Raw genomic sequence first — 25,013 nt, forward strand, 5'->3', positions numbered from 1 at the left:
CCTAAAACGCCATCGGTAACTTCAGTGTCAGTTCGGTGCTGGGTGCGTTTTCCGTTACCCCGACACTGACCGATAGACTCACGCTTGTGTCTGCCGTCAGTCGTTGAGACAGGCCAAATGCCAGTGAGCCAAGCTGAATACGGTCAAACCGGGCGTCATCCAGATTATTGTCGAACTCCAGCTCTGTTTTGGGAATGATTGAGTGGTCATAGCCCAGGCTGAAGGATGTTCGTTCGTTAAACGCAAACCCCATTCCGAAGCCGAACCGAATGATATCGCCCGGATCCACTGTGCCGCCGTTGGCGAAGCCCTCATCTTCTTTAAGGGTATAGGTGTAGCTGAGATTGCCGAACAGTACCGCAGGATCCGATGGATAGATGAAAGACAGGCCTGGTTCGAACCCCCAGAAACCGGATCCTGTCGGGCGCTCGGTGAAGGCAATGCCGATAGGATTGCCCAGATTATCCCGCAGAATCCGGCGATCCACATCGTAAGGCCCTTCGCCTGTCGGGGCTCTGACCCGGAAGGATCCGATCACATATGGCCAGCCTTCCACACCATCATTGAACTGATAGCGCAGGGTGGCCTCAATATCGCCGAGCCCATCGCCGGAAGATTCAGTAATCGAATCCACCGGTGTGCCCTGGAAGGCCTGCCGTTCGCGAAGATCTTCACGGATACTGAGATAGGGCGCACGCAAAGTCGTTTCCAGCCGGCTGGTAATGCCGTATTTGAAGGTAAGCGCGCCCACAAAGATATCCCGCTGTACTTCGGTGATGTTGATCAACCCGACCAGCAATGCAGGTATGACGGTGTAGCCTTCAACCGCGACGACCGTCGAATTACTGTTGGCATAGGAAATAGCCGGTTCAATGGTCAGCTTTCCCGGACGGGTAACAATGCCCCGATCGGTGGTGATGGATGCCACCTCGCTCGCTTTTTCGACCGGCTTTTCAGGGGGCAGTGAGGCTTTGGCCGGATTGGGTTGTGCCTGCGCAGTGCTGATCAGGAACCCAAGCATCACGAGAGCTGGCTGGCGAACGGAACGGCGTGTCATGACGACTCTCCTTTATTAATCGGCGAATGGCTGGCAGAAGACGATTGAACGGAGGGCGTCTGCAAATCCTGCCGATGCTTGTCCATCAACCGATAAAGCGATAGCCGGGATATTTTCAGCAGTCTGGCGGCAGCTGAGACATTGTTATTCGACAGGTTCAGGCAATAGGCAATCGCCTCCTGCTCGGCCCGGGCGCGGAATGTTTCCAGTGACAGTGCCTGAACGTGGGGTTGATCGGGGTCAAGGTCGGCCAGCCCGAGATCGGCGGGCGTCAATTGGGGGGCTTCGCTGAGTAATGCGGCCTGGCGGATTCTGTTGTGGAACTCGCGCAAATTACCGGGCCAGGGATACAGGAAAAGGCAGCGGGTTGCGGCTGTGCATAAAGTTTTGGGGCGGGTGGTTGCAAATCGTCGGACCGAACGCAGAACAATCTCCGCGAGCAGCGGGATATCGTCCAGCCGCTCGCTCAAGCGCGGCATGCGGACTTGCAGGCTCCCAAGCCGGTAGTAAATGTCTCCCCTGAACTGCCCCAACGTCACCAGATCTTTCAGCAACAGACTGCTGGTGGCCACAATGCGGGCCCGGATTTTTCGTGGCTGATGGCTGCCTACGCGCTCAATCAGCCCTTCTTGCAAAAAACGTAACAGTGCCGATTGTTGTTCCGGTTTGAGTTCGTCGATACCACTGAAAACCAGAGTGCCGCCATCGGCTTTTTCTATCCGGCCTGCCCGGGCACTCATGGCGTGAGTGAAAGCCCCTTTTTCGTAGCCGAACAGCTCGCTTTGCGTCAGGTTGATCGGCAGTGCAGCGCAGTTCACCGTGATATAAGGCCCCTGCGCCACGGTAGAGTGATTGTGGAGAAATCGGGCGGCGGCGCCCTTGCCTGTGCCGCTGTCGCCGTGAATCAGCACCGGCTCTTCGGTATGGGCGAAGCGTTTAAGTAGTGCGCGGGTCTGGCGAATCGCCGGTGAATGGCCATCCAGCGCATGATGCTCAAATTGCCCCGGGTCTTCGGTTTGCAGCTGGTGTTGCAATTCCGCCATGCCCCACAGGTGGCCCAGCGCGTTATCGAGGCGTGCGCAGTCGTAAGGTTGGGTGTGATAATCCACGCAAAAACTCGCCACTATGTCGCTCAGTTCAACATCGCTATGGGGCGCGTATGGCAGCAGCCCGACCCAGGCTGTTGGCGTAAGGGCTTCAATCCAGCTATCAAGGTGCAGGGGCGGAATGGTTTGAGAGTGGTGAGTGAAGTCCAGCACGCCAACCCGAACAGGTGGCAGCGTGGGGCTGCGGCGTCCGGGCGGGTGTGTGATATCAAAGTGCACCAACTCCCATGGGCGCAGAAACGGCTCATCGGTGGGCGGCTTATGCGGACCCGAGGACAGCCAGAGCAAGGTCTTCTTTTTGGTCATTGCTGATTTCCCCTCCCGGGCCACTTCTTGCAGTGTGTGATGCAAAAAATGGCAGCCAACAGCGGGTTTTTACGGGGAAAGCATGAGAAGCGAAGGGCCAGCCGGATTATCAGTTTGCACAGGCTTCAGGTCTCCCCTGGGAGACATCACATGACCCGAATCGCTGCCGGTGTGGGGCGGAGATACTGCCGGGTGTGCGGTCCCGGTGAACCAGCGGGCCATTGGGCGAGATGCTTTCTGGCGGGCACATCGGCTCTTGTTGGTTGTAAAAAGCATATTTGGTGCCACGATAAAACAGTCAATAAATTGAGCGGCTTGCCCGAACAGAGGTGCACAAGGTGGGCATAACTGTAAAAAACACCGACATATACTGAGCTGAATCTTGACGTCAGCCAGCGAACGGCTTGACCGGTTTCAGGTTTGCACAGACCATTGAGACATTGCCTTTGCAAACCCGGATATCCGCACACCGGGTTGCCGAAAGATCCTGCGGATTTTCAGACGATGCGACTTGAGGAAAGCCATGCTACCGCTGCAGTTTATTGATCGGGTCAAGTATCTGGTCGAGCGCCAGTTCGTCAAGGGAGCCTTGTTCCAGCTGCTGGTTGTGGCGATTTTCATTGGCCTCATTTCGCTGGTAGGGGGCTTGCTGGTCTGGCCCGGAGAGAATTCATTTTCGTCACTGGGTGACGCGATCTGGTGGGCGTTTCTGCGCTTGACGGACCCGGGCTATCTGGGGGACGACGAGGGGGGCTGGCGCCGCCTGGTGTCAACGATTCTCACTGTCAGCGGCTATGTGGTTTTCATGGGTACGCTGGTTGCGATCCTGACCCGCTCGCTGATCGCCCGAATGACGGATCTTGAGCGCGGGCTGACGCCCGTGACATTGCGTCACCATGTTGTTGTGTTGGGTTGGACCAGTCGCACAGTGCCGATTCTGCAGGAGTTGACGGCGTCCACCGGTCGGGTGAAACGTTTTCTGCAGCGTCACGCTGTCCGCCGCTTGCGACTGGTGGTGTTGTCTGAGGAAGTGTCGTCGGCGCAACTGCTGAGCTTGCGCAATGAGCGGGATATCGGGTCCCATGCCGGCAAAATCGTGTTGCGTTCCGGTACGCCACTACAGCCGGATGCGCTGCATCGGGTTGCGTGTCTTGATGCCGCAGCGGTCATTATTCCCAGTAGTTCCCACGGGCCCGACAGCCTGGTGACATCGGATGTGGAAACGGTCAAGGCGTTGTTGTCGATGGCGTCGCAAGCGCAATACCTGCGTCGGGAACTGCCTTATATCGTTGCGGAAATCGAGGATATCCGTAAGCAGGCGCTGGTGGAGCGGGCCTATCCCGGTCCACTGGAGGTCGTCTCCGGCGATGCCATTGTCAGTCGCCTGCTGGTGCAAACGCTGTTGCATCCGGGCCTGACCGAGATTTGTAACGAGCTGCTGACTGCGCGCTATGGCAACGATATCTTCGTTCGGTCAGGGGATATTGCTGAAGGCCAGACGCTGGAACAGTTGGCATCACGTTGCCCTGACGCAATCGTAATGGGCGTTCTGCACCCCCTCGGAGAACAGGGTGACCGGTGGGATGTTCAGCTTAATGCGAGCTCTGATACACGGATCTCCGCGCGGGACCGGGTTATTCTGATGGCGCGCGATTACGACGATACCGAACCCGCACCAGAGGCCGGCAAACACGCGGTGCGCATGCCTGCGATTGCCCGCTCATCGACACCGGCGTTGCCGGTAAATCATGCCGGCCCGCGTCATCGTATTCTTCTGCTGGGCTGGAACCGTCGGGTGCCGGCGCTGTTGTCCGAAATGGGGTTGTATGATGCCCACGAGTTTGATGTGGACGTGGTGTCGATCGTCGCGGCTGAAACCCGTGAAGCTGAAATCAGTCGGTACCTTGCATCAGGCACATCCGTAAGAGCCCGCCAGATCGTTGCCGATTTTATTGTTGAAGATGATCTGCGTCGGCTGCGCCCGGAATCCTACGACAGCATACTGTTTCTCAGCAGCGATCGGCTGGCATCAGGCGAAGAAGCGGATGCCCGGACCATGATGGGCTATTTGCAGTTGGGCGAGGTTCTGGCGTCTCAACCATCAGCACGGGAGCGCAGTACGGACGAGCCCCAGATCATCATGGAGCTGAGCGACCCGGACAATGAAACCCTGTTGGTGACCAATCGCAGCGAAACCGTCGTCAGTCCCATGGTGCTCAGTCACATTCTCGCGCAGGTGGCGTTGCGCCGGGAACTCAAGGCGGTGCTGGATGAACTGTTCACGCCGGGCGGGGCCGAGATCATGCTGCGCCCCCAGTCAGACTTTGATCTTCCGGTAAACGCAGATTTCGCAGCGCTTGAAAAGGCAGTTGCCGCTTGTGGCGAAACGGCACTCGGGGTATTCCGGTCAACGCCGGATAGTGACGGTCATTGGGTCCAGTTGAATCCGCCACGCAGCACCCTGATGGCCCTTGAGCCCGGTGACCAGCTCGTCGTTTTAAGCCGGGTTTAGAACGGCTGGTTAGATCGACACGGCGATCACCGGCTGATGTTAATTCTCAGGAGAATCCCAGACATGACGCCCGCAGTGAATCAGGCGAAAAAAGCCGGCGTGACCTATCAGATTCATGAATATTCCCATGATGCACAGCAAAGCAGTTACGGTGAAGAAGCTGCTGAAAAGCTGGGCATCGCGACCGCCCGCGTGTTTAAAACGCTGGTGGTGCAGCTTGATTCCGGCGGTCTCGCGGTTGGGATTGTACCGGTGTCCGGCATGCTCAACCTGAAGCAGCTGGCCAAGGAAGCCGGCGCGAAAAAGGCAGCGATGGCGGATGCAAAAGATGTCGAACGTGCTACCGGGTACGTGCTTGGCGGCGTGAGCCCGCTGGGCCAGAAAAAAAGGCTCCCGACTTTTATCGATGCGTCAGCCGAGGGCTTTGATACGATCTTTGTCAGTGCCGGGCGTCGAGGGCTGGAAATTGAATTGGCGGCCGGTGTGCTGGCCCGTCTCACCAACGGCCGGTTTGCATCCTTGGCTCAGGGTGCCGGCTAACTTTTGGGAGCATATGCCATGCGTATAGGTGAACTTGCCCGTCGAACCGGCTTTACTCAGGAAACCATTCGTTACTACGAGAAAATCGAGCTTATCCCCCAGCCGGATCGCAGTGGCGCAAACTATCGTGATTACGCTGCGCCCTACGTGGATCGGCTGCAGTTCATTGCCAACTGCCGCTCGCTGGATATGACGCTCGATGAAATTCGCCATTTACTGGAGCTGCGTGACAATCCGGAAGCGCGCTGTGGTGAGGCTAATCAGCTGATTGACGAGCACCTCCAGCATGTCCGTCATCGTATTGATGAGCTGACCCAGCTGGCCGATCAGTTGCAGGTGATACAAGGTGAGTGCGGAACCGAGCAAGCGACTCGTGATTGCGGCATTCTCAATGAACTGGACCGCATGTCGGTATCGCGAGAGGACCGCTCCGATGGCCGTGTTCACAATCATGTTCCAGGCAGCCACGGCCACCGGCCCGGCTGAAGTCCGGTCTGACTCAGTCTATGACTGGTCAGGAGTAATGTCCGCCGGCGTCGGAATAGCCAGTTTCTGCTGAACGTGGACAGCCAGCGCAACGCCGGTCTCGTTCATGGTCAGATAGGCATCATCGGCACCGGCGTTCTTGATGCGTTCCACTTCGTCATCGTGCAGGGTGTGGGAGGCGATAAAACCAGTGAATCCACGCTCTCTGAGCTTTGTCGCGGCAATCGTCTTGCCTTCGATGTCATGCAGGCACAGGATCACGGCTTCGAGCTCCGGCATATCCAGCGTCTGCCAGAAATTGAAATCCTCGGCATCAGCAAAAGAGACCCGACGGTCGGCGTCCTGATGGCCCTTGATGCGCGCCGGATCAGAATCAATTCCCATCAGTCTCGGTTCGCTGTCGCGCAAGGCTTCATAAGCCGCAGTGCCGGTTCGCCCCATCCCGATGATTAACACCCGGGTGTCGCCCAATGACAGTGGTTGCTCATCCGGATGGCGCTTGTCGCTCTCAAGCGGGTCCATATAGCGGGCAAAACGGGCGTACAACGGGTGGGCGATGCGGTTCAGCGGCGCTGAAATGATAAACGAAAGCGCCACCGTGATCGCCAGCGGCACCAGCCACTGGGGCAGGGCGACGCTGGCGACAATCAATCCGAACTCGCTGTAGTTGGTAAGCAGCAAACTGGACAGAAAGCTACTGCGGGAGCGCAGTTTAAAGGTGAGCAAGAGTACAAAGAACAGAATCCCTTTCAAAGGCAGCACCAGCGCCGCCACGATGGCGAACATCAGCGCATTGCCATCGGGCATTCCGCTCATGCCAATCTGCAGGAAGAATCCCACCAGAAACACTTCCTTCACGCTCCACAGGGAGTTGGAAAGCTCAACCGCTCGGGGGTGATTCGCCAGCAAAGCGCCGATAACCAGGGCGCCCAGCTCTGAGCTCAGGCCTACCGCTTCAAAACCGATACCGCCTACCGCCAGTGCGAGCATCAGCCCCAACAAAACCAGCAGCTCGTCGTGGCCGGTGGCATCAAGCAAGCGGAACAGCAAGGGCCGCATCAGGGGTAATGCAAATACCAGTAACGCATAGGGCGATGGGGTATGACCCGCGGTGACGCTCATCACCGCCAGGGCAATCAAATCCTGCATGATCAGGATGCCGATGGCGACCCGACCGTGAAATGCCCGCAGCTCCTGTTTACTTTCCAGCACCTTGGCAGCCAGAACGGTGCTCGAGAACGACAGCGCAATCGCCAGGCCCAGTGCCTCGGGTCCACTGATTCCCAGGATCAGATACAGGGCCGGCATGAAAATCATGCAGGTAATACCGAAGTGGAGCAGGCTCCCCCCGATTACTTCCGGCCGAAGGATTGAACGAAACTTGAGTTTTAGGCCTACCGTGAAAAGCAGCAGAAGGACCCCAAGATGGGCGATATGCTTCAGCATGTCAGCGCTTTCAGCCGGCAGCCCCACTGTGGGGCCCAGGCTGTTCAGGGTAAACCCCGCAATCAGGTAGCCAACCAGAGGCGGCAGACCAATACCGCGGGCAACCATACCCAGAATAAATGCAAACAGAATCCAGATCGCGACCGTCATTGTGCGCTCAGACAGAGGGTGAACTTTTATTGTGGCAGAGAAGCCCGTATTGCGGGCGATTGTGACAAGTTATCGCGGAGTTTGTCATGTTTTTGAGGGGTAAACGTTATCGGCAAGCATGATCACCAAGTAGCGTGGCATAGTGAGCGCGCAGCAACACTTGCTTGGTTTAAGGGCTCCACATTCCCCATATCAATTCCGGTTGGGGGAGTGCGGAGTCTGTTCAGAAAAGGGCTCAGCGCTATCGAAGACACCGTGGCGGCCTGCACCCGCAGCAAATTGTCGGGCGCCATCGATGGCCTCAGCGAAGATAACCGGATAACCGCCAGCGCCTTCAGCCTGAAGTGCTTTATCCAGTGGCAGATCCCATTGGTTGATGGCGGACTGACGGTCAGCCTGCACACACTGGAAGGGAAAGCCGGCAATTTCGTGTGCCAGCGCCTCTGCGGCCTCGAGCGCCGTTCCGTCTGCAACCACGCGATTGGCAAGGCCAATCCTGAGTGCTTCATCGGCGGCTACGGGGCGGCCGGTGAGGATCATATCCATGGCCACGCCGTGGCCAACGATCCGTGGTAGCCGCACGGTTCCGCCATCAATCAGCGGCACGCCCCAGCGGCGACAGAAAACGCCAAAGGTGGATGACTGCTCGACTACCCGGAGATCACACATGAGTGCGAGCTCGAGGCCGCCGGCGACGGCGTAGCCGCTGACGGCTGCAATAACCGGTTTACTGAACGCCATGCGGGTCGGACCCATAGGGCCGTGAGCGGTTCCATCAGGTTCAACAGTGTTGCGCCGTTCCGGGTCTGGCAGCGCAGACAGATCGGCACCGCCACAAAAATGACCACCGGCGCCGCACAGAACGGCTGCTTTCAGCGTGTCATCGGTTTCGAACTGCTTGAAGGCTTCAAGCAACGCCTGCGCAGTCGGACCATCCACTGCGTTCCGTTTGTCCGGCCGATTGAGCGTGATAGTGACCACTGGCCCCTGGGTGCGGGTAATAACGGCGGCCTGTTCCATGGGTTCTCCTGCTGCGGCGCCCTGGCGTCAGTCGGCGTCCGCAGTGATGATAGTGTCGGGTTGTTCGATGAAGCGGCGCAGCATAGTGGCGGTTTGCTCCGGGACTTCGATCATTGGTGCATGTCCTACTCCGTCGAGAATAACCTTCTGGGAGTGGGGGATGCGGGCGGAAAAGACGTCGGCGTTGCGATAGTTGATCACGCGGTCTTGTTTGCCCCACACAATCAGTACCGGCGCGCGGATATTCTCAATGCTGTCACGAAACTCGGGCTGATAGCCGGAGTCGCGGATCTCCAGAAAGATGTGCTGGTTGATGGCGTGGTTGGCGATCGCTTTCTGTTCCATCACGCTATAGATCGGCCAGGGCACAAACGGCTTTTTCTCCAACGCGAAGTCCACCAGCTTTTCGAAATCGCCCGGTTTGGAGACGACCAACGGGTTTTCGCCCTTTAAAACCAGGCCAACCAGTTCGCTGTCGTATTCAAAGATACCGGCGGGGTCCAGCAGCGTGGCCGTCTTGATCCGGTCCGGGTAGGTGGCGGCATAAAGTGCGGTAATGGCTCCGCCCATTGAGTTACCAACCATGTGGACCTGGCTAAGCTGCAGGGCGTCCAGAATGTCATTCACATAGCCGACCTGATCGCTGATGCCGTAGGCGCGGTCGAGGTCTTTGTTGCTAGCGCCGTGGCCTGGCAGATCGATAGCGTACACGTTGTATTGGTCCGTCAGTTCGGCCGCCATTCGCAGCCAGTTTTCCTTGTCTGCGGCAAAGCCATGAAGCATCACGATGGTATCACCGTCGTGCATGTCTTCGTTGTGCAGATAGGCGATCTTGCGGCCATCAACGGAAATCGTATCAGGTACCAGGCCGGCAGAGCTGCGTTCATAGCGCATTGCGGCCTCGTAGATTTCCTGCCGTGAGCATCCTGACAGCAGTCCTGCTGCGATGAGCAATATGGCGAGCAGGGGAACAGTCCTTGTATACCGCATAGCAATCCTTAATCCGGAGGAATCGTTAGTGCGCCCACAGAGCGAGTTGCGGGTAACACGGTGACTGTCCCAGATTAGAACAAAAAAAAGCCCGGTCAATGACCGGGCTGCGTCTCATTCTGCGTCACTTCTGTTCGCGTGCTATTGCCCGATAGGCGATGTCATTGCGATAGAAAGCGCCGTCCCAGTCAATGGTGCGTGCAACCTCGTAGGCGCGCTGCTGCGCTTCGGTCACGCTGTTACCCAATGCGGTTGCGCAGAGCACGCGCCCACCGCTGGTGACGACATCGCCACCCTTGAGGGCAGTACCCGCGTGGAACACCTTCTCGCCAGCCGTCTCGGCGTCTGGCAATCCATGGATAACGCTGCCTTTCTGGTAGCTGCCAGGGTAGCCGCCGGCTGCTAGCACGATGCCGACCGACGCTCGGGCATCCCATTGTGATTCGCAACGATCAAGCTCACCGTCGATCGCGGCGTTGCACAAGGCAACCAGATCACTTTGCATGCGCAGCATGATCGGCTGGGTTTCCGGGTCGCCAAAGCGGCAGTTGAATTCGATGACCCGGGGGGCGCCCTCGGGATCGATCATCAGGCCGGCGTAAAGGAAACCGGTATACGGATGGCCTTCGCTCGCCATGCCTTCAACAGTTGGTGTGATGACTTCGTCCATGATGCGCTTGTGGACCGCATCGGTTACCACCGGTGCCGGAGAGTAAGCGCCCATGCCACCGGTGTTGGGCCCGGTGTCGCCATCGCCCACGCGCTTGTGGTCCTGGCTGGTGGCCATTGGCAGCACATTCTTGCCATCGACCATCACAATAAAGCTGGCCTCTTCACCTTCAAGAAACTCTTCGACAACCACGCGGCTGCCGGCATCGCCAAAGGCGTTACCCGCCAGCATATCGCGAATCGCGTCTTCGGCTTCCTCAAGGGTCATGGCAACGATCACGCCTTTGCCAGCGGCCAGGCCGTCGGCCTTCACCACAATCGGCGCGCCTTTTTCGCGAACGTAGGCCAGCGCCTTATCGACATCGGTAAAATTGCCGTAGTCTGCGGTGGGGATCTTCTGGCGCTCCAGGAAATCCTTGGTGAAGGCTTTGGAGCCCTCCAGCTGGGCCGCGCCCTGGGAGGGGCCGAACACGCGCAGGCCCCGCTCGCGGAAGAGGTCAACAATGCCCGCAACCAGCGGCGCCTCAGGTCCGACAATGGTCAGACCGACGTTGTTGTCTTCAGCAAACTGCGCCAGTTGTTCCAGCGCCATCACGTCGATATCGACGTTCTCCAGATTGGGCTCGCGGGCTGTGCCGGCATTCCCAGGTGCTACGAAGACCTGTTCGGCGTCTGGTGACTGGGCTGCTTTCCAGGCCAGCGCGTGTTCACGTCCGCCACTGCCGATAATCAGAATGTTCATAAGCGTTATCCTGCTGACCGATTTTAGTGTCGGAAGTGACGCATGCCGGTGAAGACCATGGCGATGCCGTGTTCGTCCGCAGCATCGATGACTTCCTGATCGCGCATGGAGCCACCTGGCTGAATGACTGCCTTGATGCCGGCCTTGGCCGCCGCATCGATACCATCGCGGAACGGGAAGAATGCGTCTGAAGCCATGACCGAACCCGGTACTTCCAGGCCTTCGTCTTCCGCTTTGATGCCGGCGATTCTGGCGCTGTAGACGCGGCTCATCTGGCCCGCACCGATACCAATCGTACGGCCCGCTTTGGCGTATACGATGGCGTTGGATTTAACGTACTTGGCCACTTCCCAGGCAAACAGCAGGTCGTTGAGTTCGGTTTCTGTGGGTTGGCGTTGGGTGACGACTTTCACGTCATCCATGGCCACCATGCCAAGGTCGCGATCCTGCACCAGCAATCCGCCGGTCACGCGCTTGAAGTCCATCGCCTTTTCGCGCTTCTCGGCAAACTCGCCACAAGCCAGCAAGCGCACGTTTTTCTTGGCAGCGACAATCTCGACGGCCTCTGCTGAAATGGTGGGCGCAATGATGACTTCAACAAACTGGCGATCCACAATCATTTTCGCGGTGGCCGCATCCAGTTCACGGTTAAAGGCGATGATGCCGCCAAATGATGATGTGGGGTCGGTGGCAAATGCCAGATCATAGGCCTGGGCGATATCTGTGCCGATCGCAACACCGCAGGGGTTGGCGTGTTTGACGATGACGCAGGCGGGGTCTGCAAAGGGTTTGACGCATTCCAGCGCAGCATCAGTATCAGCGACGTTATTGAACGACAGTTCCTTGCCCTGCAACTGTTTGGCTGTTGCCACACAGGCTTCGCGGGGCTGCTTTTCGGCGTAGAACGCGGCACGTTGATGCGGGTTCTCGCCGTAGCGCATGTCTTGCACTTTGATGAACTGGGTATTGAAGGTGCGGGGGAAATCGGGATTGTCGTTGTCCCGGGTGCGCCCGCCAAGGTAGTTGGCAATAGCGCTGTCGTAGCCTGCCGTATGCTCGAATGCTTTTACAGCAAGGTCAAAACGGGTGGCGTAATGCAGTTGACCATCGTTGGCATCCAGCTCGGCAAGCACTGTGGCGTAGTCAGTGGCGTTGACGACGATCGCAACGTCATCATGATTCTTGGCCGCTGCACGCACCATGGTCGGGCCACCGATATCAATATTCTCAATGGCGTTGGCCAGATCGCAGTCGGGTGAGGCAATCGCCTGTTCGAACGGATAAAGGTTGACGATTACCATGTCGATGGCATCGATACCGTGCTCTGCCATAACCGCGTCGTCAGTGCCTCGACGCCCGAGAATACCGCCGTGTACTTTGGGGTGCAGGGTTTTTACCCGGCCTGCCATCATTTCCGGGAAGCCGGTGTAGTCAGACACTTCGGTAACGGCAACGCCGTTTTCCTGCAGCAGGCGGTAGGTGCCGCCGGTGGACAGCAACTCGATGCTACGGTCGGTGAGTGAACGGGCGAAGTCTACGATACCGGTTTTGTCTGAGACGCTGATAAGCGCGCGACGAACGGGAGTGGGAGCCTGATTTGCCATGAGTCACGATTTTTCGTTGGAGCTGAACGAAATGAGGGCCGCGCAGAATGGATCCGTGTGGCCCTCGTGAGATCGGTTTCTGCGATTATAGCAGACCGTATTGCTTGAGCTTCTTGCGCAGCGTGCCGCGGTTAAGGCCCAGCATGGTGGAGGCCTTGGTCTGGTTGTTGCGCGTGTATTGCATCACGTGTTCCAGCAGAGGTGCTTCAACTTCACTGAGTACCAGCTGATAGACTTCCGTTACCGGGGCGCCGTCAAGCTGTTCAAAGTAGTTGCTTAGTGCGACCTCAACGCTGTCTCGCAGAGTGACAGTGTTGCCGTTCTGTTCCCGGGTCTGTAGTTGATAGCCGCCATCGCTATCGGGGGTTGTTGCGTGTTCGTTGGCCAGTGTCTCAGCGGTCATGCTGCGAATACCTCTCCATTTCGTAAGCCTGAAAAATACTGTTTGATACTGTCGAGTTGCGCTTGCGCATCTTCAAGTGCATTGAAGTAGCGCCGAAATAGCTTGTTTTCATCATGGGACTGGAGATACCAGCCCACATGTTTGCGTGCAATACGGTGTCCCATATGCTCGCCGTAAAAGTTGTGCAATGCTGTCAGGTGTTCCGCGAGAAGGGCTTCAACTTCGTCCAGTTCCGGTGGCGCCATGTGCTGACCGGTTCGGAGGAAGTGCTCAATTTCGCGAAATATCCAGGGGCTTCCCTGAGCTGCTCGTCCGATAAGCAGGCCGTCCGCACCGGTATGCATGAGCACATCCCGTGCCTTCTCCGGTGAGGTGATGTCGCCATTGGCAAACACCGGAATACTGACGCTTTCCTTGACTGCGGCGATGGTGTCGTACTCGGCTTCGCCCTTGTAGGCATCCGCTTTGGTACGCCCGTGAACCGCGAGTGCCTGAATGCCGGCATCTTCTGCCATTCTGGCAATCAGTGGTGCATTGCGGTGCTCCCGGTCCCACCCGGTGCGCATTTTGAGCGTGACCGGAACATCCACTGCAGCTACAACCTGCTCCAGGATATCCCGCACCAGCGCTTCGTCTTTCATTAGCGCTGAGCCCGCGGCTTTGTTGCACACCTTCTTGGCGGGGCAACCCATATTGATGTCAATAATCTGGGCGCCGTTTTCCACATTGAGCCGGGCAGCATTGGCGAGCATTTCTGCATCACCGCCGGCGATCTGAACAGAACGGGGTTCAGGTTCACCGGCATGATCGAGGCGAAGCATCGATTTGCGTGTGTGCCAGAGGCGGCTGTCGGCAATGACCATTTCAGAAACGGCCAGACCTGCGCCAAGGCGACGGCAAAGAAGACGAAAAGGACGGTCTGTCACTCCAGCCATCGGCGCAACGATGAGCGAGTTTGGAAGAGTGTAGGGGCCTATTTTCGCTTCGGGTAACATGCGCTCGCACCTGTTTGATCTGGTCAAAAGTCAACCAGTTCACAAGGGGCGACAATGATACCCCCGAGCTTGTTCTGATTGAAGGGGCAAGGCGGGGAAAAAGTTGATTATTTTTCGCTCTATCCGGTTGACTTTCAGCCAGTGAAATGTAACCCGGAGGCTGGGGTCAGCCTCCGCGAGCAACGAACGAAATGTTGTAGTTTACCGCGTCACGACCCGGATCACGGATAGTGATCGAGATGCGAACGGGGGTTCCTGTAGGCATGACTTTCGAGTCTTTGGCATCTCCGGCGAGGTACTCGTCCGGTTCAAACAAGCTCTGTGCTACAACGTCACCGTTCAGGTTTGAAAATGTAAGACCGATACCGGGGAAGGGTTGTTCAAACTCGGCGCGGTTGATGATCACGGCGTCGACAATCAGCGTATTGCGCTGCTTGGGGTCAGTCCGGACCACCAGCTTCTGGCTCTGAATACGGTCAATCGCCACCAGTTGCGGTAGCGTGCAGCCCAGAATTTCGCAGCCCTTTTCATAGTAAGGGCGCAGCTCGGGAATGCTGGATAACCGGTCAACCTGAAAGTAGGTCACCTGAGCGATCAGGGCCGCCACCAGTGCGACGGCCAGAAAAGACCAGACGACACGCCGGAATCCGCCGCCGCGGTTTTTCTGGCCGGACAGGGCGACAGGCTCAGAGCGAAGGTTATGATAAGGCGATGAGGGTTCGTCGCCCAGATCGAAGAAGCCGTCATCGCGCGTGGGCGGTGGGGGCGGTGCGGCGTCGAAAACAGGGGCTGACAAGGCCGCATCGACCGCCCTGTCGGGCTCATGATCGGCGCTTGTGGCAGCAGGCTCGTTCTGGAGGCTGGCTTCGAAATCCCGGCTGACCTTGTCGGCAATGGAACCGGGTGCTGGCCGGGTAGTACTGCGTGGTGCGAACTCGGGTTCAGGCTCCTGATGGGCAGGCAGGCTGAACGTCGGGTCGAACTCGGGTTCGGCTGACTCGGGCGCGGGCGGCGGTTCTTGTGCCGGCGTCTTATCGTTGGAGCGCACAGGTGGCCGGTCCTCGGCCAACATGGCTTCGGCCCAGCTTTCATCCACTGACGATGCCAGGTCATCATCACTATCGTCGAAGTGGGAGTTTTTGTTCTCGTCAAAAGACAGAAAACTGTCGCTCAGCTCTTCATCCTGAAATTTCGACTGGATGCCGGCGTAATTGCCTTCTACGGCGTCTTCTTCGGGGTCATCTTCGAAGACCAGATCGTCGTCCGGCAGGATGGCGTCAGTGTCATCCCCGGGAGGGGGGGGTGAAGCTTGCTGGGTGTGCTGCTTGCTTTGTGTGGCAGGCGTGGCTGGAACCGGATCGGGCTCACTGTGGTCGCGCGCATTGAACACTTCCATACAGTGCCCGCAACGTACTTTGCCGCGTGCAATGCCGAGCTGTTCTTCAGTGACCCGAAAGCGGGTCTCACAATGGGGGCAACGTGTCAGCGTACTGCTCTGGCTCATCCTTTGTTCCTGTTGCGAAAGTCAACGGGGCGGGCTGTGGTCAATGGTGCCGTTTTCACGCATAACCCGTTTCCGGTCGCGGGCATTTACTGCTCCCGCGACGCTGTCCCTGAAGTGCTCAGTGTAATGGGTCACCGAGCTGTCGTCATCTGTCGCGACGGCGTCCAGTGAGGCGGATCCAGTCGTCCTGTTGCACAGGTTCATCCATAACAAACCAGGGCTCGTAGGCTGCCATTACTTCCCGTGCCTGAGTCGAGAGAATGCCTGAGAGTACGATGTCGCCGCCGTTGCGAACCCGGCTGGCGAGTTTTTCGGCCAGACTGATCAGTGGTTGCGCAAGAATGTTGGCAAGCATGATGTCCGCTTCTGTTTCCGAGTCCTGCCCTGGCAGAAAAAGTGCCAGTCGATCGTCTTCAACCTGATTGCGGCGTGCGTTGTCGCGGCTGGCTTCCAGTGCCTGGGGGTCGGTGTCGACGCCTATCACGTGACGCGCGCCGAGCAACAGCGCGGCCAGGCCGAGAATGCCGGAACCGCAGCCATAATCAATAACCTGCGTATCGCTGACATCTTTGCCGTCAAGCCATTGCAGGCAAAGTGCGGTAGTGGGGTGAGTGCCCGTGCCAAAGGCCATGCCCGGGTCCAGCATCAGGTTCGCGGCATCCGGGTCGGGGGCCTCGTGCCAGCTGGGAACAATCCAAAGCCGCTTGCCGAAGGGCAGCGGCTTGAAATCGTCCATCCAAGCGCGTTCCCAGTCTTTGTCTTCAAGAATGCTGACGTCGATTTCATCGAGCATTTGCTGGGTTTGCTGGTGATAGCTGTCGCTGATCATGGTGCGGATGTCATCGATGCTGCTATCCGCGTTGAACAGGCCGGTGACACGAGTATTACCCCAGAGAGGGGTAGTGCCGGGGTCCGGTTCGTAGAGCGGCTGGTCGGCCGCATCTTCCATGGTAACGGCTTCGGCGCCGGCTTCCATCAGGATATCTTCAATAAGCTCGGCGTGCTCGGGATCTGCCGGCACGCGCATCTGGATCCAGCGCATTATTAATCCCGGATCAGTTTTTCGAGATAATGGATGGTGAAGTCCACTTGTTTGAATCCGCCATCCAGAATCAGCTTGCGGTGAAGCGCCTGATTGGTTTTGATGCCTTCAACGACCAGCTCGTCCAGCGCATTTTTCATGCGGGTACGGGCTACTTCACGGCTGTCGCCAAATGAAATCAGCTTGCATACGAGCGAGTCGTAGTAGGGCGGAACGGTGTAGCCGCTGTAAAGATGCGAGTCGACCCGCACACCATTACCGCCTGGCGCGTGAAAGTGGCTCACTTTGCCGGGGCTGGGTACGAATGTCTTGGGATCTTCGGCGTTGATCCTGCACTCAATCGCGTGGCCCGACACCTTGATGTCATCCTGGGTGTAGGACAGGGGCAGTCCGCTGGCCACTCGCAGCTGTTCCTTGACGATATCCACGCCGGTGATCATTTCTGATACCGGGTGCTCGACCTGGACACGGGTATTCATTTCAATGAAATAAAAGCCGCCATCCTGGTACAGGAATTCAAACGTACCGGCGCCGACGTAGCCGATTTCCTTGCAGGCATCGACACAGGCTTTCAGGGTTTTGGCGCGGGCTTCAGGGTCAATGTTCGGCGCGGGCGCCTCTTCGATAACCTTCTGGTGACGACGTTGCATCGAGCAATCACGATCACCGAGATGGATGACATTGCCGTGCATGTCGGCAAGCACCTGAACTTCCACGTGACGAGGGCGTTCCAGGTACTTCTCGAGATAGCAGGTTTCATCACCAAACGCGTTGCGTGCTTCGGTTTGTGTGATCTGGATGCTCTTGAGCAGTGACGCTTCGGAGTGCACTACTTGCATGCCGCGACCGCCGCCGCCGGAGGCTGCCTTGATAATGACCGGATAGCCAATGCGGCGGGCCACTTTAAGGGTCTGGGCGTCGTCGTCGGTGATCGGGCCGTCTGAGCCGGGTACCGTCGGAACGCCGGCTTTTACCATCGCGTTGATGGCAGACACCTTGTTGCCCATCAGGCGGATGGTTTCAGCTTTGGGGCCAATAAACCGGAACCCGCTCTTTTCCACCTGCTCGGCGAAATCGGCGTTCTCTGCCAGAAAACCGTAGCCCGGGTGGATGCCGACTGCGTCAGTTACTTCGGCGGCGCTGATAATGGCGGGGATGTTGAGATAACTTTCCGTCGCGCTGTTCGGTCCAATACAGACAGATTCGTCGGCAAGCCGGACGTGCATAAGGTCGCGGTCAACTTGCGAGTGCACTGCCACCGTACGAATGCCGAGTTCCTTGCAGGCGCGCAGAATCCGGAGCGCGATTTCGCCCCGGTTGGCGATCAGGACTTTTTCAATCATGGCCATGGGTATGCTGTCTTTGTCAGAATCAGGCAATTACGAAAAGGGGCTGGTCAAATTCAACCGGTTGCCCGTTTTCGACGAGGATATCGACGATCGTGCCGCTCTTGTCGGCTTCGATCTGATTCATCATCTTCATCGCTTCGACGATGCAGATTACTTCGCCGGCCGACACTCTCTGGCCCACTTCGGCGAATTCTTTGGCCGTCGGCGAAGGTGCCCGGTAGAAGGTGCCGACCATCGGTGACAGCACCTGGTGTCCTTCGGGCGCCGGTTCGCTGTTGCCGCCTGAAGATGCCGCTTCAGCCTGCGGTGCCGGAGCGGCAGCGGGCGCTGGTGCCGGCGCGTAGTGCTGCGGCATGTAAGGCATCACATCACTGGTACCGCGACGGCGGGTGATGCGGACAGTGTCATCGCCTTCGCGAATTTCCAGTTCTTCTACATCGGATTCTTCAAGCAGTTCGATCAGCTTTTTAACTTTACGAATATCCATAGTCAGCTCTCGTCGAATTTATGTGTTCAGTCGCGCCGTAGCAGCCTGGAGGGCAAGGTCGTAGCCTTGACTGCCCAAGCCGCAGATAACGCCTGTCGCCACGTCCGAAAAATAGGAGTGATGACGAAATGGTTCACGGGCATGCACGTTGGAAAGGTGCACTTCGATAAAGGGAATCTCCGAGGCCAGCAGCGCATCGCGCAGGGCAACACTGGTGTGCGTGAAAGCTGCCGGGTTAATCAATATATAGTCCACGCCTTCCTGGCGGGCTTCGTGGATACGGTCAATCAGTTCATATTCCGCATTGGATTGCAGGTGCAGAAGATGATGCCCGGCCTTGCTGGCGCTGGAGTGCAAACGATCGTTGATGTCGGTCAGGGTTTCCCTGCCGTAAACGTCGGGCTCGCGGACGCCGAGCATGTTCAGATTGGGGCCGTGAAGCACGAGAATGGTGGCCATTTCATCAACCTTGTTGTTTGTCTGTATTTCGACAGGATCGCCGAAATTACCGACATTTTCTACCCATGGTGACCGGTAAAGCCTATGAGTTCAACAATTTTTGACAATCGCGACCGGCCAGTCAGCGTGCATCCGTCGCCAATGGTAACAAGGCCATCAGCAGCGTCCATAAGACGTTGGTTTCATAGCGGGTGGTCGAATGGGGTTCGGCGCCCCTCCGTTTTGAGGGAGCGCCTGGTTGAGGTGTGTTCAGGTTTCGGCTGAAACGACCGTGTTTCGGCCCAGTTCCTTGGCCCGGTAAAGTGCGCGATCGGCGCGCTCGCACAGGGTCTGGGAGGAATCGTCGCCAAGACTGGCAATACCGCAACTGAATGTCACAGCAAACTCCCGGTTACCGGCCGGCTGCAGCAGTTCGGCAAATCGCTCGCGGATCTCATTGATCACGCTTTTGGCATCGCTCTCACGGGTTTCAGGCAGGATGATGGCGAATTCTTCGCCGCCGTATCGGCCGATGTGATCGGTTTTACGGAGTCGCTGCTTGAGGAACATCGACAGGCTCCTCAGTACGCGGTCGCCGATAGGGTGGCCGTAGGTGTCGTTTACCTTTTTAAAGTGGTCAATATCGAGCATTACAAAGCATAGGGAGGTGCCTTTCTGCCTTGCCTTGACGATTTCCTGCTCGAGCAGGTGCAGTGTGTGCGTGTGATTGTACAAGCCGGTGAGGCTGTCACGGATCATCAGCGCCAGCAGTGAGCGTGCTCGTCGTCCCCGATTGTGGATGGTAGCGACCAGGTGTTTGGGGTCGATTGGTTTGGTCAGGAAGTCGTCGCCACCGAGGCTCATCGCGTGCAGCTGTTTCGAGACGTCATCTTCTGCGGACAAATAAATAATGGGCACGCTGTGGAGGCGGTCCTGCTGGCGGATAACCCGTGCGACTTCCATGCCTGTGCAACCCGGCATGTACATGTCGAGCACGATGATTTCCGGCGTAAAAGCTTCCAGCGCATGAATGATCTGCATTGGGTCAGTGATGATGTGGGCGGTCATGCCGGCCCGGTTCAGCACATTCTCCATAAACTTCGCCTGGGCGCGGGAATCGTCCAGCACCAGAACGCGATAGGGTTCTACGGTATTGCCGTGGGTGTAGGTTTCGATCTTTTCGATCAGTTGCCCAGGGTCTACCGAAGGATAGAAAAACTCCTCGCCACCACAACGTGACGCACGCAATCGGGTTTCGATAGTTCCATCCACTTCACTGGTAAAGACAATAGGGATGGGGGTGTCATGATGAGCCTGCAGGGCCTCTACAGTCGCAATACCGTGCAATGGCGCGCCGCCGAAATTGACGTCCATCAGGATGGTTTCGGGCTTGTGGCGACTACACGCATCAATCAGGCTTTCAGAGTCATCGAACGCTGCTGCCCGGAAACCAAAAAAGTCGAGCTGTTTAATCAGGCGGTGAGCCATTTCCAGTTCGGCCAGTGCAACATAGACGGGCGTGCGAAGAAACGTGCGAGGGGCTTCTTCGAGATCCTGGTCGGAGCGGCGCAGTGTGCATTGGCTCAGGCTGTCGATGCCGGTCTGAAGCTCAGCTTCAAGCGTCGGCGTCAGCGGGCTGTCCGGCGACCAGGTTTCCAGTGTTGCCAGCAGCGCTTTACCTGCCGCGGAATGTTTCTCCATTTCGAAACGCTGGGCATAACGCACCAGTTTGTCGGTGGCTGCTGAGAGCTCGCGATGGAACGCGTCCGGATCAGTGTCGGGTGCGCGCATGTGTTGCCAGATATCCAGAATCACACGGGCCTGGGTTGTGACCCTGCGCGCAAAGTGCTGCTTCAGCTTTTCCTTCTGAGTGTCGTCTGTCATTACATCTCTAGCCTGTCACTTATTTCCGGAAGCTGGCCATCCTGCAGGGAGTATGGACGGGTTCCCCGCATGATCCAGAGTCGGCATGGAGACCGGTCCGGTTCGATTTTTATGATTGTAGAGCCTTCGCGGGCCCGCATAAGAGTCTATAGTGTTTTATGTTGTCGGCGTACGTGATGGTATGTAAATGTTTGTCATAGGACGCAAACAGGCTGCGGATATATCGCAGTCCAGACGGGTTTCAGCGCGTTGGCGCGGTGGGTCAGGGAATGCAGAATACCGAAGCGGAAGAGCGGAAACCACCTGATGGCGTAAAGGGCATTGTGTCGTTGCAACTGGTGTTGCTTGTTTTTGCCGGCGGTCTGATTTTGATGCTGCTGGTGACAACAGTGGCCATCGGTTTTGTCGGTTTTCGCGATCATATGGTGCAGGAGCTGGAAAATCATGCCAACGATGGCGCCGTGGCAGTTGGGCTATCGTTATCCAACGCCATAGACGGCAATGATCGGGTTGCCGCAAGCTCGTTGATTGACGCGACATTTGATAGCAGCCGTTATCTGAAAATCCGTTATGAGAATATCGCGAAGGGCTTTGTTATTGAGCGCGAAGCGGCACTGATCCCCCCCGGCATACCGGAATGGTTTGTTCAGCTTATAAAATTACCTTCCGACGACTTTCGTAAAACCGCGCAGGTTGTCAGGGGCTGGCAGCAGCTTGGCACGGTGACGGTGAGCAGCCATCCTGCCCAGGGCTATGTTGTGTTGTGGCTCGTCATGCGCCAGTTGGTTTTTGTGGCGCTGATTATCGGAGCCGCCGCTTTGCTTTTACTCTGGCTGATCTTGCGCCGGACCTTGCGCGCACTGACCAATCTCGAGGTGCAGGCGCAAGCCATCAGCAAGCGGAATTTCCGGGCTCGCGCGCCTGCTGCCGGAACGAGGGAATTGGCAAAGGTTACCCTGGCAATGAATCAGATGGCGAATGACCTCGGTCAGTTGTTCGAAGGTCAGGCCAAACTGATTCAGCATCTGCGTAAAATCAATAATGAAGACTCGGCCACCGGGTTGGTGAGCCGTCGGGCGTTTTATCAGCGGGTGCGCACCGAAGTGGACTCAAAGGATATCTATCAGCGTGGGGTTATCGCGCTGATCCAGCTAGGCGAGTTTGGGCAGTTTAATCATGAGTACGGCCGCAAACAGGGCGATCTGGTTTTACGGCAGATCGCCGAGCCGATCCGGGCGTTTGTGAGGCAGTATCCGGGCTCATTTGCGGGACGTCTTAACGGGGCGGAATTCGGTATCTTTTTGCCCGGCGTAACGGCGGTCGATGGCCATTTCTGGCTGGAAGAGTTAATCAAAACCCTGGATGGCGTTTATTCGGATTCAGCTACAGGCCTTGAAGTGGCTGTATATGCCGGTGTGGCGGTTGTGACCGAGGCCAGCGATGTCGATTCCCTGCGTGCCGCGTGCGACGAGGCGCTGCTGGTTGCGCGCGCCGGAGCGGTGACCCGCTGTGTTCTGCATGAAGCGGATGGGCCCGTTGCTAACGGTCCCGCCGACTGGCAGGCACTGCTGGTTGATGCGATTGATAATGAGCGCATTATGATGCTGTTCCAGCCGTTGGTGAGGGCGAGTGACGGTCAGGTGCGTCTTTATCAGGTTCAGTCCCGACTTGAAGTCGATGGTGAATGGGTGCCCGCCAGTGTGTTTTTGCCGATGACGGAGCGGTTCCGGCTGATGGCCCGTCTCGACCGGTTGGTGCTGGTGCGGGTCCTGAAGTTGTTGGAAACGCATCCCGATATGAATTTTGGCATGACGATAGGGTCCAGTGCCGTTGCGGATGCCGCCTTCCGCGAGCACCTGCAGTCAGAACTCACCAGTGCGGGGGCTTTGGCGCGCAGGCTCTGGTTCAACGTGCCGGAAGCGGCGGTTTATCACCACCGGTCAGATGTTGGTGCGCTGGTGGGCATGCTGAGGCGTATCGGCGGCAGGCTGATTGTTGACAGGTTTGGTGTTGGTGGAGCGCCGTTCAGCTATCTGCGTAATCTGTCTTTCCAGGCGTTGCGTATTGATGCGAGCTTCATACGCCACGTCGATTCGATTCCGGATAATCGTTTTTATGTTGAGTCTATTGTACCCATCGCACACAGCCGGGGTGTTGAGGTCTTTGTTGCGGGTGTTGAAACTGCGGCAGAGTGGCATGAGCTGGTGAAGTTGGGTATTGATGGGGGAACCGGTTACCATCTGGCCCGTCCGGTAGAACAATTATAGTAACCTGAACGACAGCTATCTGATTGGCGCAGCAAAATTGACGTCGCACAAAGGCGTGCCGGCATTGTCTGGATTGACCCTGTTTCGGTCGCCAATGATAAAAAACGAACCTCTGATTAAGGTGCAGCCCTATGTTAAGTGGAATAAAACGCTTTTTTAAAGAGCGAAAAGAGGATGCCCAGGATTATCTGGGAGGCGGCAAGGTAGCCAAAACCCTTGGCGTATTGTTCGTTATTTATTTGTTGGTGGCAGCGGTACTCGGGATTATCTGGAGTTCCGAGCCTGACGTGTTCCCCGTGCGAGCGGAGGCTGCGAAAACAGCAAAAGACATGAACCGTGAGCTGGTCACCGGCTTCACGACCACCTCGACGTTGATTCAAATGACGGAAACGCTGCTGAATAAGTCTGGCGGCTATATTACCAACGACATCATGCCTCCGGGGTTATGGATGGATAACATGCCGCACTGGGAATACGGTGTGCTGGTCCAGGTTCGCGACATGGCACGTGCGATGCGCAAGGATATGAGCCGTTCCCAGAGTCAGTCTTCGGAAGATCCTGATCTGACGGTAGCTGAGCCGCAACTGCATTTTGATAATGGTAGCTGGGTGCTGCCATCGACCGAGTCGGAATATCGCCGCGGTGTTGCGGCATTGAGGCGCTATCTCGACCGGCTGTCGAACCCCCAGCAACCGCAGGCACAGTTCTATGCGCGGGCTGACAACCTCAATAACTGGCTGGGAGATCTCGAGACCCGTCTGGGCAGCCTGTCCCGCAAGCTCAGCGAAAGCGTCGGCAAGCAGACCGTTGGCGAAAGCGGCGACGAGATGGTCAGCGATCCCAAAGACAAGAGTTATGAATCGGTCCAGACCCCCTGGACCGAAATCGACGACGTGTTCTACGAGGCACGTGGTACCGCATGGGCGTTGCTTCACATCTTCCGCGCCATCGAAGTGGATTTCCGCGAGGTGCTGATCGACAAGAATGCGCTGGTCAGCGTCAGGCAGATCATCGTCGAGCTTGAGGGCAGTCAGGAGCCGATGTGGAGTCCGGTGATTCTCAATGGCAGTGGCTTCGGGTTCCTTGCGAACCATTCGCTGACGATGGCGTCGTATCTCGCCAGAGCAAACTCGGCTGTCGTTGATCTGAGGAAGCTACTGGATCAGGGCTGATCCAGTCGTACCTCGGGTTATTTCGCCCAATAAAAAAGCAGCCGGCGTAAACCGGCTGCTTTTTTGCGCTGATTCAAAAAGAATCGTGTGCTGGCAATATCAGTCTTTGCTGTACGCCGCAATGGAAGCTTCGATCGCTTTGCGAGCGGCTGCGGCGTTATCCCAGCCCTGAACCTTGACCCACTTGCCAGCTTCCAGATCCTTGTAGTTTTCAAAGAAATGCTGGATCTGGTTACGGAGCAGTTCCGGCAGGTCCTCAACGTCCTGAATGTCCTTGTACTGCGGTGTGACCTTGTCGTGGGGGACTGCTACCAGCTTGGCGTCACCGCCGGCTTCGTCTTCCATGTTCAGGACGCCGACGGGGCGGCAGCGGATTACGCAGCCGGGCATTACCGGGTAAGGGGTCACAACCAGAACGTCCAATGGATCGCCGTCGTCCGCCAAAGTGTTGGGGATGAAACCGTAATTGGCAGGGTAGAACATTGGCGTCGCCATAAAACGATCAACAACAACCGCTCCCATGTCCTTGTCCACTTCATACTTGATGGGGGAGGATGCGTTGGCCGGGATCTCGATCAGAACATTGATGTCTTCAGGAGGGTTCTTGCCAGGCGGAATCATGTCGAAATTCATGGGGCGTCCTTAAGTTTAAAGTGTCCAACGGCGATCATATGATCATAGGTTAACCGCTGATCAGAGTAGAGTGGGCTAGATTATACCTGTCGTCGCGCAGGGGTGAAAACTACATTTAGTGTAGGTTCAGGCTTCGGCATGACAGTACGGTCATGTTGGAATCCGCCACTGTGCTACATTTATAGGGTCTGTCCGTGTGCCGGGTCCGGGT

21 protein-coding genes are annotated in these 25,013 nt (G+C 57.1%); 5 read left to right on the top strand and 16 right to left on the bottom strand.

Annotated features, from left to right (window positions below; genetic code table 11):
* Position 1: 1 nt before the first annotated feature.
* Complete coding sequence (locus ACUN9X_RS05320; RefSeq protein WP_445472415.1) at positions 2–1,057, bottom strand: transporter; 1,056 nt, start codon at positions 1,055–1,057, stop codon at positions 2–4.
* Positions 1,054–2,469 carry a sigma-54-dependent transcriptional regulator gene (locus ACUN9X_RS05325; RefSeq protein ID WP_445472416.1) on the bottom strand — a complete coding sequence of 472 codons (1,416 nt, stop codon included), beginning with the start codon at positions 2,467–2,469 and terminating at the stop codon, positions 1,054–1,056. Before ACUN9X_RS05325 ends, ACUN9X_RS05320 begins: the two co-directional genes overlap by 4 nt.
* A 523-nt stretch (positions 2,470–2,992) precedes the next feature.
* Between ACUN9X_RS05325 and ACUN9X_RS05330 the strand changes: the two genes are divergently transcribed.
* The 3 genes from ACUN9X_RS05330 to cadR all read left to right on the top strand — a co-directional run bounded on the left by ACUN9X_RS05330 (position 2,993) and on the right by cadR (position 6,007).
* Positions 2,993–4,981, top strand: a complete 1,989-nt coding sequence (locus tag ACUN9X_RS05330) for a CASTOR/POLLUX-related putative ion channel (protein WP_445472417.1) — start codon at positions 2,993–2,995, stop codon at positions 4,979–4,981.
* Positions 4,982–5,044: 63 nt separating this feature from the next.
* Positions 5,045–5,521, top strand: coding sequence for a Cys-tRNA(Pro) deacylase (gene ybaK, locus ACUN9X_RS05335; RefSeq protein WP_445472418.1), 477 nt, complete (start codon positions 5,045–5,047; stop codon positions 5,519–5,521).
* A gap of 18 nt (positions 5,522–5,539) precedes the next feature.
* Positions 5,540–6,007: a Cd(II)/Pb(II)-responsive transcriptional regulator gene (cadR, locus tag ACUN9X_RS05340; protein ID WP_445472419.1), complete on the top strand. Its 468-nt coding sequence runs from the start codon at positions 5,540–5,542 to the stop codon at positions 6,005–6,007.
* Between the two features lie 18 nt (positions 6,008–6,025).
* Here the strand turns inward: cadR and ACUN9X_RS05345 are convergent, their stop codons facing one another.
* The 13 genes from ACUN9X_RS05345 to ACUN9X_RS05405 all read right to left on the bottom strand — a co-directional run bounded on the left by ACUN9X_RS05345 (position 6,026) and on the right by ACUN9X_RS05405 (position 20,730).
* Entirely contained in the window at positions 6,026–7,603 is a 1,578-nt protein-coding gene (locus tag ACUN9X_RS05345) for a cation:proton antiporter domain-containing protein (protein ID WP_445472420.1), read from the bottom strand.
* A 192-nt stretch (positions 7,604–7,795) separates the two neighbouring features.
* Complete coding sequence (locus ACUN9X_RS05350; RefSeq protein WP_260038305.1) at positions 7,796–8,623, bottom strand: crotonase/enoyl-CoA hydratase family protein; 828 nt, start codon at positions 8,621–8,623, stop codon at positions 7,796–7,798.
* A 27-nt stretch (positions 8,624–8,650) separates the two neighbouring features.
* On the bottom strand, positions 8,651–9,613 hold the full coding sequence (locus ACUN9X_RS05355) for an alpha/beta fold hydrolase (protein WP_445472421.1): 963 nt from the start codon (positions 9,611–9,613) through the stop codon (positions 8,651–8,653).
* A gap of 124 nt (positions 9,614–9,737) precedes the next feature.
* Complete coding sequence (gene purD / locus ACUN9X_RS05360) at positions 9,738–11,024, bottom strand: phosphoribosylamine--glycine ligase (RefSeq protein ID WP_260038303.1); 1,287 nt, start codon at positions 11,022–11,024, stop codon at positions 9,738–9,740.
* A 23-nt stretch (positions 11,025–11,047) separates the two neighbouring features.
* On the bottom strand, positions 11,048–12,628 hold the full coding sequence (gene purH / locus ACUN9X_RS05365; protein WP_260038302.1) for a bifunctional phosphoribosylaminoimidazolecarboxamide formyltransferase/IMP cyclohydrolase: 1,581 nt from the start codon (positions 12,626–12,628) through the stop codon (positions 11,048–11,050).
* 85 nt (positions 12,629–12,713) lie between these two features.
* The gene (fis, locus tag ACUN9X_RS05370) at positions 12,714–13,031 is read right to left on the bottom strand and encodes a DNA-binding transcriptional regulator Fis (protein ID WP_260038301.1); all 318 of its coding nucleotides are present in this window, start codon (positions 13,029–13,031) and stop codon (positions 12,714–12,716) included.
* Positions 13,028–14,026, bottom strand: a complete 999-nt coding sequence (gene dusB, locus ACUN9X_RS05375; RefSeq protein WP_260038299.1) for a tRNA dihydrouridine synthase DusB — start codon at positions 14,024–14,026, stop codon at positions 13,028–13,030. The genes fis and dusB overlap by 4 nt, the downstream gene beginning before the upstream one ends.
* A 166-nt stretch (positions 14,027–14,192) precedes the next feature.
* On the bottom strand, positions 14,193–15,530 hold the full coding sequence (locus tag ACUN9X_RS05380; protein WP_445472422.1) for a DUF3426 domain-containing protein: 1,338 nt from the start codon (positions 15,528–15,530) through the stop codon (positions 14,193–14,195).
* 145 nt (positions 15,531–15,675) lie between these two features.
* Entirely contained in the window at positions 15,676–16,572 is an 897-nt protein-coding gene (gene prmA / locus ACUN9X_RS05385) for a 50S ribosomal protein L11 methyltransferase (RefSeq protein ID WP_260038295.1), read from the bottom strand.
* A gap of 2 nt (positions 16,573–16,574) precedes the next feature.
* On the bottom strand, positions 16,575–17,915 hold the full coding sequence (gene accC / locus ACUN9X_RS05390; RefSeq protein ID WP_260038518.1) for an acetyl-CoA carboxylase biotin carboxylase subunit: 1,341 nt from the start codon (positions 17,913–17,915) through the stop codon (positions 16,575–16,577).
* 28 nt (positions 17,916–17,943) lie between these two features.
* Positions 17,944–18,408, bottom strand: a complete 465-nt coding sequence (accB, locus tag ACUN9X_RS05395; RefSeq protein WP_445472423.1) for an acetyl-CoA carboxylase biotin carboxyl carrier protein — start codon at positions 18,406–18,408, stop codon at positions 17,944–17,946.
* Positions 18,409–18,426: 18 nt separating this feature from the next.
* Positions 18,427–18,867, bottom strand: coding sequence for a type II 3-dehydroquinate dehydratase (aroQ, locus tag ACUN9X_RS05400; RefSeq protein WP_260038289.1), 441 nt, complete (start codon positions 18,865–18,867; stop codon positions 18,427–18,429).
* Positions 18,868–19,116: 249 nt separating this feature from the next.
* Complete coding sequence (locus tag ACUN9X_RS05405; RefSeq protein ID WP_260038286.1) at positions 19,117–20,730, bottom strand: diguanylate cyclase; 1,614 nt, start codon at positions 20,728–20,730, stop codon at positions 19,117–19,119.
* Positions 20,731–20,999: 269 nt separating this feature from the next.
* Here ACUN9X_RS05405 and ACUN9X_RS05410 point away from each other — a divergent pair, with 269 nt between their 5' ends.
* Positions 21,000–22,997, top strand: coding sequence for a bifunctional diguanylate cyclase/phosphodiesterase (locus tag ACUN9X_RS05410; RefSeq protein ID WP_445472424.1), 1,998 nt, complete (start codon positions 21,000–21,002; stop codon positions 22,995–22,997).
* 131 nt (positions 22,998–23,128) lie between these two features.
* Positions 23,129–24,169 carry a DUF2333 family protein gene (locus ACUN9X_RS05415; RefSeq protein ID WP_260038284.1) on the top strand — a complete coding sequence of 347 codons (1,041 nt, stop codon included), beginning with the start codon at positions 23,129–23,131 and terminating at the stop codon, positions 24,167–24,169.
* Between the two features lie 99 nt (positions 24,170–24,268).
* Here ACUN9X_RS05415 and ppa read toward each other — a convergent pair whose 3' ends face one another.
* A complete protein-coding gene (gene ppa / locus ACUN9X_RS05420; protein WP_260038283.1) occupies positions 24,269–24,802 on the bottom strand; it encodes an inorganic diphosphatase in 534 nt (177 codons plus the stop codon).
* Positions 24,803–25,013: the final 211 nt, after the last annotated feature.

This window comes from Marinobacter sp. V032, assembly GCF_052645435.1.

Bases quoted from the DNA above. Each gene is read 5' to 3' on its own strand.
- ACUN9X_RS05345 (WP_445472420.1), bottom strand. From the start codon at position 7,603: ATGACGGTCGCGATCTGGATTCTGTTTGCATTTATTCTGGGTATGGTT.
- ACUN9X_RS05350 (WP_260038305.1), bottom strand. From the start codon at position 8,623: ATGGAACAGGCCGCCGTTATTACCCGCACCCAGGGGCCAGTGGTCACT.
- ybaK (WP_445472418.1), top strand. From the start codon at position 5,045: ATGACGCCCGCAGTGAATCAGGCGAAAAAAGCCGGCGTGACCTATCAG.
- ACUN9X_RS05380 (WP_445472422.1), bottom strand. From the start codon at position 15,530: ATGAGCCAGAGCAGTACGCTGACACGTTGCCCCCATTGTGAGACCCGC.
- cadR (WP_445472419.1), top strand. From the start codon at position 5,540: ATGCGTATAGGTGAACTTGCCCGTCGAACCGGCTTTACTCAGGAAACC.
- dusB (WP_260038299.1), bottom strand. From the start codon at position 14,026: ATGTTACCCGAAGCGAAAATAGGCCCCTACACTCTTCCAAACTCGCTC.
- ACUN9X_RS05405 (WP_260038286.1), bottom strand. From the start codon at position 20,730: ATGACAGACGACACTCAGAAGGAAAAGCTGAAGCAGCACTTTGCGCGC.
- ACUN9X_RS05415 (WP_260038284.1), top strand. From the start codon at position 23,129: ATGTTAAGTGGAATAAAACGCTTTTTTAAAGAGCGAAAAGAGGATGCC.
- ppa (WP_260038283.1), bottom strand. From the start codon at position 24,802: ATGAATTTCGACATGATTCCGCCTGGCAAGAACCCTCCTGAAGACATC.
- ACUN9X_RS05330 (WP_445472417.1), top strand. From the start codon at position 2,993: ATGCTACCGCTGCAGTTTATTGATCGGGTCAAGTATCTGGTCGAGCGC.
- ACUN9X_RS05355 (WP_445472421.1), bottom strand. From the start codon at position 9,613: ATGCGGTATACAAGGACTGTTCCCCTGCTCGCCATATTGCTCATCGCA.
- fis (WP_260038301.1), bottom strand. From the start codon at position 13,031: ATGACCGCTGAGACACTGGCCAACGAACACGCAACAACCCCCGATAGC.
- accB (WP_445472423.1), bottom strand. From the start codon at position 18,408: ATGGATATTCGTAAAGTTAAAAAGCTGATCGAACTGCTTGAAGAATCC.
- purD (WP_260038303.1), bottom strand. From the start codon at position 11,024: ATGAACATTCTGATTATCGGCAGTGGCGGACGTGAACACGCGCTGGCC.
- accC (WP_260038518.1), bottom strand. From the start codon at position 17,915: ATGATTGAAAAAGTCCTGATCGCCAACCGGGGCGAAATCGCGCTCCGG.
- purH (WP_260038302.1), bottom strand. From the start codon at position 12,628: ATGGCAAATCAGGCTCCCACTCCCGTTCGTCGCGCGCTTATCAGCGTC.
- ACUN9X_RS05320 (WP_445472415.1), bottom strand. From the start codon at position 1,057: ATGACACGCCGTTCCGTTCGCCAGCCAGCTCTCGTGATGCTTGGGTTC.
- ACUN9X_RS05410 (WP_445472424.1), top strand. From the start codon at position 21,000: ATGCAGAATACCGAAGCGGAAGAGCGGAAACCACCTGATGGCGTAAAG.
- ACUN9X_RS05325 (WP_445472416.1), bottom strand. From the start codon at position 2,469: ATGACCAAAAAGAAGACCTTGCTCTGGCTGTCCTCGGGTCCGCATAAG.
- prmA (WP_260038295.1), bottom strand. From the start codon at position 16,572: ATGCGCTGGATCCAGATGCGCGTGCCGGCAGATCCCGAGCACGCCGAG.
- aroQ (WP_260038289.1), bottom strand. From the start codon at position 18,867: ATGGCCACCATTCTCGTGCTTCACGGCCCCAATCTGAACATGCTCGGC.